14 protein-coding genes and 2 pseudogenes are annotated in these 12,123 nt (G+C 71.2%); 8 read left to right on the top strand and 8 right to left on the bottom strand.

Annotated features, from left to right (window positions below):
• Nucleotides 1–8 precede the first annotated feature (8 nt).
• Nucleotides 9–2,174: an MMPL family transporter gene (locus Q1B24_RS06785; protein ID WP_299925284.1), complete on the bottom strand. Its 2,166-nt coding sequence runs from the start codon at nt 2,172–2,174 to the stop codon at nt 9–11.
• Between the two features lie 307 nt (nt 2,175–2,481).
• Between Q1B24_RS06785 and Q1B24_RS21835 the strand changes: the two are divergent.
• The 5 genes and pseudogenes from Q1B24_RS21835 to Q1B24_RS06760 form a co-directional block, all read left to right on the top strand.
• Nucleotides 2,482–2,670: pseudogene (locus Q1B24_RS21835) on the top strand (BldC family transcriptional regulator); the annotation flags it as partial.
• Between the two features lie 551 nt (nt 2,671–3,221).
• Nucleotides 3,222–4,025, top strand: a complete 804-nt coding sequence (locus Q1B24_RS06775) for an isocitrate lyase/phosphoenolpyruvate mutase family protein (protein WP_299925278.1) — start codon at nt 3,222–3,224, stop codon at nt 4,023–4,025.
• Between the two features lie 177 nt (nt 4,026–4,202).
• Entirely contained in the window at nt 4,203–4,535 is a 333-nt protein-coding gene (locus Q1B24_RS06770) for a DUF3024 domain-containing protein (protein ID WP_299925275.1), read from the top strand.
• Nucleotides 4,536–4,562: 27 nt separating this feature from the next.
• Nucleotides 4,563–4,808, top strand: coding sequence for a hypothetical protein (locus Q1B24_RS06765; RefSeq protein ID WP_299925272.1), 246 nt, complete (start codon nt 4,563–4,565; stop codon nt 4,806–4,808).
• Nucleotides 4,809–4,903: 95 nt separating this feature from the next.
• Nucleotides 4,904–5,122: pseudogene (locus Q1B24_RS06760) on the top strand (type II toxin-antitoxin system RelE/ParE family toxin); the annotation flags it as partial.
• A 145-nt stretch (nt 5,123–5,267) separates the two neighbouring features.
• Here the strand turns inward: Q1B24_RS06760 and Q1B24_RS06755 are convergent.
• Nucleotides 5,268–6,191 carry an NAD(P)-binding domain-containing protein gene (locus Q1B24_RS06755; RefSeq protein ID WP_299925269.1) on the bottom strand — a complete coding sequence of 308 codons (924 nt, stop codon included), beginning with the start codon at nt 6,189–6,191 and terminating at the stop codon, nt 5,268–5,270.
• On the opposite strand from Q1B24_RS06755, the gene Q1B24_RS06750 reads away from it, so the two are divergent.
• A complete protein-coding gene (locus Q1B24_RS06750) occupies nt 6,103–6,948 on the top strand; it encodes an alpha/beta fold hydrolase (protein ID WP_299925266.1) in 846 nt (281 codons plus the stop codon). The genes Q1B24_RS06755 and Q1B24_RS06750 overlap by 89 nt on opposite strands.
• A gap of 16 nt (nt 6,949–6,964) precedes the next feature.
• Here the strand turns inward: Q1B24_RS06750 and Q1B24_RS06745 are convergent, their stop codons facing one another.
• Both Q1B24_RS06745 and Q1B24_RS06740 read right to left on the bottom strand, forming a co-directional pair.
• Nucleotides 6,965–7,534: a GNAT family protein gene (locus Q1B24_RS06745; RefSeq protein WP_299925263.1), complete on the bottom strand. Its 570-nt coding sequence runs from the start codon at nt 7,532–7,534 to the stop codon at nt 6,965–6,967.
• Entirely contained in the window at nt 7,531–7,947 is a 417-nt protein-coding gene (locus Q1B24_RS06740) for a VOC family protein (RefSeq protein WP_299925260.1), read from the bottom strand. The genes Q1B24_RS06745 and Q1B24_RS06740 overlap by 4 nt, the downstream gene beginning before the upstream one ends.
• 44 nt (nt 7,948–7,991) lie before the next feature.
• Here Q1B24_RS06740 and Q1B24_RS06735 point away from each other — a divergent pair, with 44 nt between their 5' ends.
• A complete protein-coding gene (locus Q1B24_RS06735; protein WP_299925257.1) occupies nt 7,992–8,279 on the top strand; it encodes a glutaredoxin domain-containing protein in 288 nt (95 codons plus the stop codon).
• A gap of 40 nt (nt 8,280–8,319) precedes the next feature.
• Complete coding sequence (locus Q1B24_RS06730; RefSeq protein WP_299925254.1) at nt 8,320–8,718, top strand: YccF domain-containing protein; 399 nt, start codon at nt 8,320–8,322, stop codon at nt 8,716–8,718.
• 5 nt (nt 8,719–8,723) lie between these two features.
• On the opposite strand, the gene Q1B24_RS06725 is transcribed toward Q1B24_RS06730, so the two are convergent.
• Genes Q1B24_RS06725 through Q1B24_RS06710 form a run of 4 tightly spaced genes read right to left on the bottom strand, consistent with a single transcriptional unit; the run spans nt 8,724 to nt 12,120 of the window.
• Nucleotides 8,724–9,626: a pseudouridine-5'-phosphate glycosidase gene (locus Q1B24_RS06725; RefSeq protein ID WP_299925251.1), complete on the bottom strand. Its 903-nt coding sequence runs from the start codon at nt 9,624–9,626 to the stop codon at nt 8,724–8,726.
• Nucleotides 9,626–10,525, bottom strand: coding sequence for a carbohydrate kinase family protein (locus Q1B24_RS06720; RefSeq protein WP_299925248.1), 900 nt, complete (start codon nt 10,523–10,525; stop codon nt 9,626–9,628). The genes Q1B24_RS06725 and Q1B24_RS06720 overlap by 1 nt, the downstream gene beginning before the upstream one ends.
• A 34-nt stretch (nt 10,526–10,559) precedes the next feature.
• Nucleotides 10,560–11,777, bottom strand: a complete 1,218-nt coding sequence (locus tag Q1B24_RS06715) for an MFS transporter (protein WP_299925245.1) — start codon at nt 11,775–11,777, stop codon at nt 10,560–10,562.
• Nucleotides 11,770–12,120 (bottom strand): DUF3054 domain-containing protein, encoded by a 351-nt coding sequence (locus Q1B24_RS06710; protein WP_299925242.1) that lies wholly within the window; start codon nt 12,118–12,120, stop codon nt 11,770–11,772. The genes Q1B24_RS06715 and Q1B24_RS06710 overlap by 8 nt, the downstream gene beginning before the upstream one ends.
• Between the last annotated feature and the right edge of the window lie 3 nt (nt 12,121–12,123).

Raw genomic sequence — 12,123 nt, 5'->3', positions numbered from 1 at the left:
AGGTGGGGTCAGCTGGTGCCCGCGGGCACCTTGTCGGGCTCGGGAAGCACGTCGGGAGGTACGACGCGGACGGGGTGCAGGGGAGATGGCTCCACGAACAGGAGGCGGGCCACCCAGCCCGGCAACCACCAGTTCCACCTGCCGAACAGGCTGACCAGAGCCGGGACGAACAGCGCACGGACGATGGTGGCGTCGATGAGGATGCCGACCCCGAGGGCAGTCCCGAGGACCTTCGTGTCGGTGCCCGGACCAGTCGCGATGGCGGAGAAGGAGAAGAAGAGGATCAGCGCAGCCGAGGTGACGAGTCGACCGGTCCGGCCGATGCCGGTGATGACCGCCATCGCGGTGTCGCCGGTCCGGTCGTACTCCTCACGCATCCGGCTGAGGATGAAGACTTCGTAGTCCATGGACAGTCCGAAGAGGAAGGCGAAGATCACGACCGGGAGCCAGAAGTTGATCGCACCGCTGGGTGCGACGTCGAAGATCACGTCGGAGCCGTGGCCGAGCTGCCAGAAGAAGACGATCGAGCCGAACACGGCGGCCAGGGAGATCAGGTTGACCAGCACGGCCTTGAGCGGGAGCAGCACGGATCGGAACGTGCGGACCAGCAGGACGTAGGTGATCAGGGCGATCAGCCCCAGCACGTAGGGGAACTTGTCGTAGACGGCAGTGAGGTAGTCCTCGATGGTGGGACCGACACCGGTGATGGCGACCTCGCCGTCCACGGCTGCCTCGACCTCTGTCCGGATGTCGGTGACGATCGCGGAGGTGTCGCTGTCGAGGGTCGCCTCGGTCGGGAACACGTCGATGACGGCAGTGTCGCCGCGAGCGGTCCCGGCGACGGCCGTCTGGACGCCGTCGACGCCGCGAGCTGCCTCGACAGCCCCCGGCGCGTCGGCGGCCGGCACCAGCACCGTGATGGGGGTGAGGACTCCGGCCCCCACGCCACCGTCGGTGAGCGTCTGGAGGGCCTCGACGCGGGGTCCGTCGGCCGCGAGGGACTCGAGGCTGGAGCCCGGGCCGATCTTGAGGTCGGACACGGGCACGATGAGGAGGCCGAGCATGACGACGGCCGAGACGGTGGCGATGATGCGGTGCCGGACGATGAGGCGTGCCCACGCGGACCAGCCGCGGGAGGCGGTGTTCTCCTTGCGGATGCGGGGGTAGTCGATGCGCGGTCCGACGCTGGAGAGCAGCGCGGGAAGCAGGGTCAGCACGACGGCCACGCTGACCAGCGGGATCAGCATGCCTGCCAGACCCATGCTGCGCAGCGCCGGCACGGGCAGGATCAGCAGCGCCAGCAGGCTGATCGCCACGGTGACGCCCGAGGCCATGACGGCACGACCAGCGGTCTTCATCGCCACCACGACCGCTTCCTCGTTGGTGCGGCCGTGGGCCCGCTCCTCCCGCCATCGCGAGACCACGATCAGCGAGTAGTCGATCGCGACCCCGAGCCCGATGAGCGCGACGAGGAACAGGACGATCATGTTGACGTCGGTGAACGTCGTCATCGCCAGCACGAGCATGAACGTCGTCAGGATGGAGACCGCGGCGATGAGGAGAGGGAGCAGGGCCAGGAACGAGGCATACACGAAGAGCAGCACCAGCAGTGCCGCCGCACCGGCGAGCAACGTCTCGACCAGGACGCTGGAGCTCGCCGGCTCACCGCCCGCGGACAGCAGGGTGTAGGACGTCAGTCCGCTCTCGAAGCCCGCTGCCTGGGCTGCTTCGGCCAAGGCGGGGTCGAGCTGTGTCTCGATCTGCGCCCCGAAGGTCACGGGGACCGGGGCCTGGATCAGGGCGTACGTCGTCCGCCCGTCGTCGGTGAGGAAGCCCGGGTCCTGGGTGCTGGCGAAGTCCACGACGCGCAGCTCGACGTCGGGGACGGCCGCGACGGCAGTGGTGATGACGCCGTCCACGGCCTCGGAGCTCCCCTCGACGGTCTGGCCCTGCGGCACCGTCACGACGGCGATGTAGGAGTCGTAGGTGCTGACGCCGTAGGTGTCGATGAGCTGCTGCTCGGCGACGTCGCCGGGCTGTCCGGGCAGCGAGAAGTCCACCGACCAGCGGTCGTTCAACGGGCCGGTCGAGACGACGCCCCCGACGAGCAGCACGAACCAGATAGCGCTGACGATGCGGCGATGGTGCATGACGAGGCGGGCGAAGCGCTCCATGAGGAACTCCTAGATCGGAGCACACTGGAGCTTGCAGCTTGGGCGGCGAGACAACGTGCCTGTCCTCCGACGCTACGCGTGGTTCAACCGAAAGGAGCCGCTCGGAATAGGACACCCTGGACCGGTAAAGGGACGACCTTCGGGAGGCCGGCACGCGGTTGTCCACTTTGAGGTATGACCCAGGTTCGCGCCACTCGTGCGGGTCAAAAGGGACCCCACGGGGCTACTGTCGACACAGGGTGACAAGGCTGCCCACCGGCTTCCGGGAGGGGAGCAAGGGTCGGCAGCCATCCGGTAGGGGGTTCCCATGACCGCAGTGCAGGTACCGCACGAGCACCTCCTGACGCCTGCGGAGGTGGGCGCCCTCGTCTTCGTCCACCCCAAGACAGTGAGCCGCTGGGCCAGCGCCGGCAAGATCCCCTCCACCCGCACGCCCGGGGGACACCGGCGATTCCGCCATTCCGACGTCGAGGCACTCCTTCCCAAAGGTCAGGTCCAGGACAGTGACGTCGGGCGCGCAACAGTGGACCAGGCCGTCGCGGAAGCCGTTGCCATCGCTCTGGACGCACAGGCCGCGGCAGCAGAGGCAGTCCTCGACACCGCCGCTTCCGTCGTCGCGGCCGCCCGGACGGTGGCCTGGGCAGCGGCGAAGGCGCGGCGCACCCGGGCGCGGGCCGCCTTTGCGGCAGCGCAGCTTGTCGCCACGGAGGCGGCCGGCGCCGCTGCGGTGATGCGGTCTCGTGCCAGGGGCCGAGCGGGGTGCCCGCCAGAGACGGACGAGCTGGCGGCAGCCCGCGTCGCCCAAGCAGTCACCGACGCCGCCGCACACGTCGCGGAGATGGTCGCCGCCCTCGACCTCTCCATGGAGCGGGAGACCGCCGCCGCGGCGGCGGCGCTCCACGACCTGACGTTGGCGACCGCCCGTGACGTGGCACGGAGGAACCGTGCCGTAATTCGCCGAACGTCGTCACTGCGAAGCGTCTACGCATGAGCACGTCGTGCCTCGTACTTCCTCGCCAGTGCTCCCGATGAGAGTGACGGTGTGGCATGAGCTCGCATGAGAATCGGGTCGACGAGTTCCACCGACTGCACACCTCGGGATGCTTCGTGATGCCGAACCCGTGGGACGTGGGCAGCGCGCGCGTGCTGGAGCAGCTGGGGTTCGAGGCCCTGGCCACGACGAGCGCCGGACTGGCCTGGTCGTTGGGCTGCGGCGACGCGGAGGTCACCCTGGACGCGGCGCTGGCCCATCTCCGGCTCGTAGCCGATGCGGTGGACGTGCCGGTCAACGCCGACTTCCGGGACGGCTACGCGGTCGACCCTGAGGGGGTGGCGACCAACGTCACGATGGCTGTCGAGACGGGGATTGCGGGGCTCTCCATCGAGGACTCCTCGGGGAACGACGGCGACCCGCTCCTCGACTTCGACCTGTCCGTGCGACGCATGGTCGCCGCCCGACGCGCCATCGACCAGAGTGGCACCAACGTCCTCCTGACGGGACGCTCAGAGGGCTTCGTCTACGGACGCCCCGATATCGACGAGACGATCCGTCGGCTCCAGGCGTACGCCGAAGCCGGAGCGGACTGCCTCTACGCACCCCGCATCGACAACCTCGAACATGTGTCGGCGATCGTGGCCGCGGTGTCGCCCAAGCCGGTGAACCTGCTGATAAACGCCCCGTTCACGACGGCCGCGGAAGCGGCGCAGCTCGGGGTGCGGAGGATCAGCGTGGGCGGCACGGTCGCCCGTACCGCGTGGGACGGGTTCCTCAAGGCCGCCGGGGAGATCGCCGAGGCCGGAACATTCTCCCGGTTCGAGGGGCTCCCCGACGTCGAGGCACTTCTCGGCTGACGCACCACCGTCCACGTGCACGGGCCCTCGCGCGCGACGGGCGTCGATCTGGCTGATCTGAACGTTCCGTTGAGCGATCCGCTTGTGGGAAGGCAGGTTCGAGGACTGGGGCCGTTGTCCACCCCCTAGCGCGTCGACCGCTGGCCAGCCGGGCAGCTCTCAAAGGATGCTGCTGTGATGGCACTTCCCGAGACTGATCTGCACCGCATCCGCCTCTGGGCGCGGGAGCGGGTGCCCGAGCACCTGTGGGAAGAGCTCAAGGTCGAGGCCGACGTCTCCGACCGACACGTCGACATCGTCGAGGTGCGGCCACCGTGGGACGGCGTCGGCAAGCACACCCGGTTCCCGATCGCGCGGCTGCGCTACACGAAGTCGACTGGCGTGTGGGCGATCTACTGGCGCGACCGCAACCTCAAGTTCCACGAGTACAGGCGCAAGCGCCCGACCAAGAACGTCCAAGCACTGTTGGACCACATCGGCAGCAGCAGCGACCCGATCTTCTGGGGCTGACCCCGGCGCTCGGAGTAACCTGACGTCGTGTCGCTGAGCGAATCGGAGTTCTACGAGGCCGGGATGTCCCTGCCTCCCGACGTGCGCAAGCACGTCGCTCTCCGGTTGCTCGAATCGGTCGACCCGCAGGAGGCGTTCGACCTTGCCTCGGATTCGTGGCTGCACTCCGAAGCTGCCGCCGCCTACGACGCGCTGAAGGTGGACCCATCCACGGCGATCCCGGCTGAGAACATCCGCGCCGGTCTCGAGGCCAAGTGGGCCGCCCGTCCATGACGGGCCGGATCAACTACACCCCTGAGGCACAGCAGCAGCTGAACGCTCTCGACGACTGGATCACCGAGAAGGCCTAGCCTGACGTCGCCCAGCGCTACGTCTCGGCGATCCTCGATCACATTGACGGCATCCGCGACTTCCCTCGTGCCGGCCGAGCACGCGACGACGTCCGCCCGGGGATGCGCACAGCTACCTTCAAGAAGCGGACGCTGATCGCCTACGAGCTCGACGAGTCCTCCGGAGAGCTCGTGGTGAACGTCCTCGGGGTCTTCCACGGCGGTCAGGACTGGGAGGCGGCCGTCCGCGACGAATGACCCGCGATGGCCCGGCCCCGGATTCCGACGGATCCGGAGGGAGTCCGATCGTCCAGCGGTCCGCATCGTTCCCCCTCAACGTCTGACCGCCTGGGGAACGGTCGGGTCGATGGAGCCCGAGCCGTACGACCCGTCGGTTCCCCGGTCAGCCCCGGGTCGCGGCCGTGAGCGCGTCGCGCAGCTCCTGGGCACCGACCCGCTTCGCGGTCGCACCGCTCCACGTACCGTCGGAACTGCCGTCGTAGGGGAGGCCGTACGCCGGGGTGTCGGGCTGGAAGCGCCAGCCCTCGGCGAGCGGCCCCGCGTCGACGACGTCGTACCCGATGGTGTCGAGAAGCTCGGTCGCAGCCTGCTTGGCGGCGGTGTCGTCGCCGGCGATGGCGAGCACGCTGCGCTCGTCGCTGCCGGCCGGCGCCTCGGGGCGGGCGAGCGCGCCGAGGTGCTCGAAGAAGATGTTGTTGAACACCTTCACGACGCGGGCGCCGGGGAGCGTACGCGCGGTGAGCTCGCTCGCGGTGCTCGAGCCGTCGTCGAGATCGGGAATCCGGCCGTCGCGCTGCGGGTAGTAGTTGCCGGTGTCGAGCACGACCTGGCCGTCGAAGGCGTCCGCCGGAAGGTCGCCCAGCGCCTTGAGCGGCACGGTGAGCACGACCAGGTCGCCGGCGGAGGCCGCGTCCGTGGCGGTCCCGGCCCTGGCACGGGGCCCCAGGTCGGCCACGAGGTCGGCGAGGGTCTCCGGGCCGCGGCTGTTCGCCAGCACCACGTCCACCCCTGCGTCGACCGCCAGGCGGGCGACGGTGCTGCCGATGTGTCCTGCTCCGACGATTCCGAGTGTGGTCATGACGACCCGAACGCCCCCCGTCGCCTCGATGTTCCGCCGGCCGATCGGCGATCGACGGCGTGATCTTGGCCCCAGCGCCGCCGCTGCGGGCGAGTTCGGGGTTACCGTGGGGTAACCGACCGACGACCGCGGAGGAACGATGATCCCCCTGGCTCCACAGACGGTCGTGCTCCACGGCCACGAGCTGTCGTACGTCGACAGCGGCTCGGGGTCCGTGGTCCTCTTCATCCACGGCATCCTCGGGTCGCAGCGACAGTGGTCCCACCTCGTCGACGAGGTCGACGAGGACCACCGCGTGGTGGTGCCCGACCTGTTCGGGCACGGCGACTCGGCCAAGCCGACGGGGGACTACTCGCTCGGCTCGCACGCCGCGACCCTCCGCGACCTGCTCGACCACCTCGGCGTCGAGCGGGTCACCCTCGTGGGCCACTCGCTCGGCGGCGGCATCGCGATGCAGTTCTACTACCTCTTCCCCGAGCGGGTGGACAGGCTCGTGCTCGTCGCCAGCGGCGGACTCGGGCGGGAGGTCAACCTCGTGCTGCGCTCGGCCACGCTCCCGGGCGCCGAGCAGGTGCTCGGCGTGATCGCCTCCGGGCCCGTCCTGGAGCGGGTCGAGGCGCTCGGCCGGGGAGCGCAGAAGGTCGGCTGGAAGCCGGGCGCCGACATCGGCGCGATCTGGCGCGGCTTCACCTCGCTCGGCGACCGCGAGAGCCGCCGCGCGTTCCTGGCGACCACCCGGGCCGTGATCGACATCGGCGGCCAGAGCATCAGCGCACACGACCACCTCGCCGGGGTGACGCCACCGCCGACACTGATCGTGTGGGGCTCGAAGGACCGGATGATCCCGGCCTGGCACGCGCTGAGCGCGCAGCGGGCGCTGCCGCAGTGCCGGGTCGAGCTCTTCGAGGGCGCCGGCCACTTCCCGCACCTCGACGATCCCGACCGCTTCGCGCGGGTGCTGCGGGACTTCATGGCCCAGGGCTGAGGCGTACGACGTGGCCTCAGGTCGTGGCGGTCCGCGAGCGCCACTCGTCCTCGAGCATCGCAAAGGCCAGCTGGGTGGTCCACGCGCCCTTGAAGTGGACGTTGTCGACCAGGCGGGCCTCCTGCCGCATGCCGAGCCGGGCCAGCAGCCGCGCGGACGGGGTGTTGTCCTCGATGCAGACGGCCGTGATGCGGTGGAAGCCGAGGTCGTCGAAGCCGAGGCGCAGCATCGCCGTGGCGGCCTCGGCGGCGTAGCCGTGCCCCTGGTGCTCGCGGCCGAGGGCGAAGCCGACCTCGCCCTGGCCGTCCGAGGCCCACTTGAGCAGCACCTCGCCGATCACGGTGCCGGTCGACCGCAGCTCGACGGCCAGCACGAGCCATTGGCCGTGGGCGACGAGCTCGGTCTGGGTCAGCTTGACCTGCAGCGCCTCCTCGGTCGCCGCGCGGTCGCGCACCGGCCACGGGACGTAGCGCACCACGTCGGGGTCGGAGTGGAAGGCGACGAGGTCGTCGAGGTCGTCCATCCGGTGCGGGCGCAGCAGCAGCCGCTCCGTGCCGATCGGCAGGACGACGTCGAGCCCGCTCACAGCGAGAAGTGACCGGGCGCGAGGCTGCGCAGCACGCAGAACTCGTTGCCCTCCGGGTCGGCGAGCACGGTCCACGACTCCTCGCCGGTCTGGCCGACGTCGGCGTGGGTGGCACCCAGGGCGAGGATGCGCTCGACCTCCTCCTCCTGCGACACGTCGACGGGGGAGACGTCGAAGTGCGAGCGGTTCTTCACCGCCTTGGGCTCGTCCACCTTCGCCAGGAAGATCGTCGGGCAGACCGGTCCGGCACGTACGGCGTCCAGCAGGGCCTGGTCCTCGACCCGCTCGGGGCCGATCTCCACGAGGCCCGGCTCGCGGTGCACGACGACCCAGCCCAGGACGGCGCACCAGAAGTCCGCGAGCAGGTCGGGGTCGTGGCAGTCGAGGGAGATCTCGGTCAGTCGGGAGGCCATGCATCGATCCAAGCAGCGTTCCGGGCCCAGGCATACTGGCCCACGTGTTCAACCGGAGACCCGCATCGGTGTCGGCCGCCGAGGGTGCGCGCGCCGCTGGGGACGGCCGGGTGGTCGTCTACTGGCGCAAGGGTTGCCCCTTCTGCAAGCGGCTCCAGCTGGTGCTCGGCAAGCGGGTCGCCGACGTCGTGTGGGTCGACGTGTGGGCCGACCCCGACGCATCGGCGTACGTCAGGAGCGTGAACGGCGGGGACGAGGTCGTGCCGACGGTCGTCATCGACGGTGTTGCGCGCACCAACCCGCCGCCGCGCGCGGTGGTCGCCGCGCTCTGAGGGCCTGCCAGGGCAGCCGACGGTCTGGTTGGATCGCCACGTGCGCCTGCTCCTCAACGTCATCTGGCTGGTCTTCGGCGGCTTCTGGCTGTTCCTCGGCTACGTGCTGGCCGGGGTGCTGCTGTGCATCCCGATCATCACGATCCCGTGGGCGATCGCGTCCTTCCGGATCGCGGGTTTCGCACTGTGGCCGTTCGGCCGGACGATCGTCGCGAAGCCGTCGGCCGGCGTCGGGTCCTTCGTCGGCAACGTGATCTGGTTCGTCCTGGCCGGGTGGTGGCTGGTGATCGCCCACGTCGTGTCGGCCGTGGCGCTCGCGGTCACGATCATCGGCATCCCGCTCGCGCTGGCCGACCTCAAGCTGATCCCGATCTCGCTGGCGCCGCTCGGCAAGGACATCGTGCCGACCGGCGACGGGGAGTTCGACCGGCGGCGCTAGCAGAGCTAGCGCGAGGCGTGCTCGCGCGCGATGGCCGCGCCGAGCCGGGCGTTGTGCTCGACGAGCGCGATGTTGGCCGTGAGCGAGGCGCCGTCGCTGATCTCCACGATGCGGCCCAGCAGGTAGGGCGTGGCGTCCTTGCCGGTGATGCCGAGGGAGTCCATGTCGGCGAGCGCCTGCTCGATGATGCCGCCGATCTCCTCGGCCGGGATCTCCGACTCGGCGGGGATCGGGTTGGCCACGACGACGCCGCCGGCCAGTCCGAGGTCCCACTTGGCCTGCATCAGCGCGGCGACCTCGGCGGGGGAGTCCACGCGCATCGGGGCGCCGAAGCCCGACGAGCGCGAGTAGAACGACGGGAACTCGTCGGTGCCGAAGCCCAGGACCGGCACCCCGAGGGTCTCGAGCTTCTCCAGCGTCAGCCCGATGTCGAGGATGCTCTTCACCCCGGCGCAGACCACCGCGACCGACGTCTTCGACAGCTCGGTGAGGTCGGCCGACACGTCGTACGACGTCTCGGCACCGCGGTGCACACCGCCGAGCCCGCCGGTCACGAAGACGCTGATGCCGGCGAGGGCCGCGAGTCGCATCGTCGACGCGACGGTCGTCGCGCCGTGCAGGCCGCGCGACACGACGTAGGGCAGGTCCCGGATCGAGACCTTCATGACCGAGGCGTCCGAGGCCAGCAGCTCGAGGTCGTCGGCGGACAGGCCGATGGTCGGCCGGCCGTGGAGCACCGCGATCGTCGCCGGCACCGCGCCACCGTCGCGGACGATGCCCTCGACGGTGCGGGCCATCGCCACGTTCTGCGGGTAGGGCATGCCGTGGCTGATGATCGTGCTCTCCAGCGCGACGACGGGCTGCCCCGACGCGAGCGCGTCGCGGACCTCGTCGGTGACGGTCAGCATCAGGGGCTCTCCTCGGGTCGCGCGAGCACGTCGCCCAGGTCGGGGCGGACGGTGTGGGGACTCTCGACGGTGGCTGCCGCGGCGCGGTGCCCGAGGTGGGCGGCGGTGACCGGATCGGCCCCGCGCAACCACGCCGCGACCCAGGCGGCGAGCATCGCGTCGCCCGCTCCGGTCACGTCGACGACCGTGGCCGCAGCGGCCGGCAGGTGGGTCGGCTCGTCGCCGCGGCTGCACACCCATGAGCCGCTGGCGCCCTGCCGCAGCCACACGTGCTCGACGCCGCGGTCGTGCAGGTCGCCGACCGACGCGCGCCAGTCGGCGGCTGGCCGGCCGGTCAGGGCGGCGAGCTCGTCGGTGTTGGGCGTGACGAGGAACAGGTCGTGCACCAGGTCGGCGAGTCGAGCGGCCTTCGCCACCGAGACCGGCTCGAAGGCGAGCGGGACGCCTGCGTCCGCTGCCGCGGCGACGACCCGGGCCGCCTGGGCGTGGGCGAGGTTGCCGTCGAGCACGACCAGCGCCGCGTCGGTGAGGTGGACGGTCTCGAGCACGAGCTCGTCCACGATCGCCATGTCGGACACCGCCGCCACGAGCTCGCCGCGGTCGTCGAGCACGGCGGTGTAGGTGCCGGTCGTGCCGGTCGCGCGGCGTACGGCCGACACGTCGGCACCGCACGCGGCCGTCACCCGCAGCGCCTCGTCGCCGAAGGCGTCGTCGCCCACGGCCGACACCAGCCGCACCGGAGCGCCGAGCAGGCCGAGGCAGGCGGCGATGTTGCGGCCGACGCCGCCGGGGGAGATCCGGGTGTGCCCGGGGTTGCTGGTCGCCGGGACGAGAGGTGCCGAGGTGCGGGCCACGACGTCCATGTTGGTGCCGCCGACGACCACCACCCACTGCCTCACGCGCAGATCCTGACAGAGGGGCGCGGCGCGCGGGTCAGATCTCGTCGTCGACGTACGTCGGTCGCGCGACGCGCACGCCCGCGACGGTCAGCGGCACCGAGGTGAGGGCGAGCAGCACCAGGATGAGCGTCCAGCCGCCGGTGGCCTCGTGGACCAGGCCCACGAGGAACGGACCGACGGCGGCGAGGGCGTAGCCGACCGGCTGCACGAACCCGGACAGCTGCGCGGTCACCGAGGGGTGGCGGGTCCGGGCGGCGATGAGGGCGATCGCGGTCGGGAAGGCGAGCCCGGAGTAGCCGAGCATCAGCGCCCACAGCCACGGGAGGGTGGCCGGCGCGAGGAGCAGGCCGGTGTAGGCGAGGGCGAGGAGCACCCCGAACGACACCGCCATCGCCCGCAGTCCGCGTCCGCGGGCGATGATCGTGGGCAGGACGAGGGCGCCAGCGATGCCGACGCTCGATAGCAGCGCCTGCAGCGCCCCGGCGTGGGAGGCGGAGATCCCGGCGTCGCGGTAGACCTGTGGGAGCCAGCCGAACTGGACGTAGGCGTGCATCGACTGCACGCCGAACAGGACGGTCAGGGCCACCGCGGTCGGCGAGTGGACGATGCGCCCGCTGGGGGCCGCGTCGCCGCTGACCTCGTGCTCGGCGGGGGAGCGGCGCTCGTGGACGGTGAGCCATGCCCACAGCGGCAGGGCGAGCACCGCCAGGAGGCCCCACATGCCGAGGCCGGCCCGCCACGACCCGGCCGCCTCGCTGACCGGCGCCGTCGCCACGGAGCTGAGGGTGGCGCCGACGACGAGGCCGGTGCCGTAGACGGTCATCAGCGCGACCGTGTGCCCGTGGGCCTTGATCCACGCGGGCACGAGGACGTTGCCGACGGCCATCCCGGCCAGTCCGACGACGGTGAGCAGCAGGAACACCGGTACGTCGGTCGCCGTGACGCGCAGGAGCAGGCCCAGGGCAGCCGCGACGAGGCCGAGCGTGATGCCGGCGGTCATCCCGACCCTGCGCGCGAAAGCCACCGACACGGCACCGACGAGGCCGAAGACCAGGCCGGGCAGGCCCGTCACGGCTCCGGCGACCGCGGCACTCATGCCGAGCCCGGTCCGCAGCTCCTCGAGCACGGGTCCGACCGACGACGCGCCGGGCCGCAGGTTGACCGAGACCAGGGCCACGGCGGCGAGGAGGACGCCGAACGCGAGGCCGGTGGAGCGTACGGCGCCGCGGGGGCGGGCGTCGGCGTCAGCCACGGGCGCCGAACCTGGCGCGGAACCTGGCACCGAGCCTGGGCAGCACCAGGAACGCACCCAGGACGAGGGTGGCCACCACGACGAACGCGGTCGCGGTTCCCTGCCCGCTCGCCTGACGCAGCACCATCCCCCCGACGAGCGCTCCCGCCCACACGACGAGGCCGGAGGTCACCGCGGCCGGCGGCCGCCGGGCGGCGAGGAGCACCGCCCAGCCGAGGAGCGTGCCGGCGAGGAACGGCCACGCCGTCGTCCACCAGCCGGCGACGGTGAGCGACTCGTCGTGGTTCGACCGCCCGATCGCAGTGAAGACGGCGACGAGCAGGAGGTCGACCGCGAGCCACATGGC

This window comes from uncultured Nocardioides sp. (assembly GCF_947488025.1).
GTDB lineage: Bacteria > Actinomycetota > Actinomycetes > Propionibacteriales > Nocardioidaceae > Nocardioides.
This window is presented reverse-complemented; position numbering and strand designations above follow the sequence as displayed.

What these genes read in the sequence shown, in the direction of transcription:
- Q1B24_RS06750 (WP_299925266.1), top strand. Translation starts at nt 6,103, where the DNA reads ATGATCCCCCTGGCTCCACAGACGGTCGTGCTCCACGGCCACGAGCTG.
- Q1B24_RS06785 (WP_299925284.1), bottom strand. Translation starts at nt 2,174, where the DNA reads ATGGAGCGCTTCGCCCGCCTCGTCATGCACCATCGCCGCATCGTCAGC.
- Q1B24_RS06740 (WP_299925260.1), bottom strand. Translation starts at nt 7,947, where the DNA reads ATGGCCTCCCGACTGACCGAGATCTCCCTCGACTGCCACGACCCCGAC.
- Q1B24_RS06775 (WP_299925278.1), top strand. Translation starts at nt 3,222, where the DNA reads ATGAGCTCGCATGAGAATCGGGTCGACGAGTTCCACCGACTGCACACC.
- Q1B24_RS06725 (WP_299925251.1), bottom strand. Translation starts at nt 9,626, where the DNA reads ATGCTGACCGTCACCGACGAGGTCCGCGACGCGCTCGCGTCGGGGCAG.
- Q1B24_RS06710 (WP_299925242.1), bottom strand. Translation starts at nt 12,120, where the DNA reads ATGTGGCTCGCGGTCGACCTCCTGCTCGTCGCCGTCTTCACTGCGATC.
- Q1B24_RS06770 (WP_299925275.1), top strand. Translation starts at nt 4,203, where the DNA reads ATGGCACTTCCCGAGACTGATCTGCACCGCATCCGCCTCTGGGCGCGG.
- Q1B24_RS06755 (WP_299925269.1), bottom strand. Translation starts at nt 6,191, where the DNA reads ATGAAGAGGACCACGGACCCCGAGCCGCTGTCGACGTACGACAGCTCG.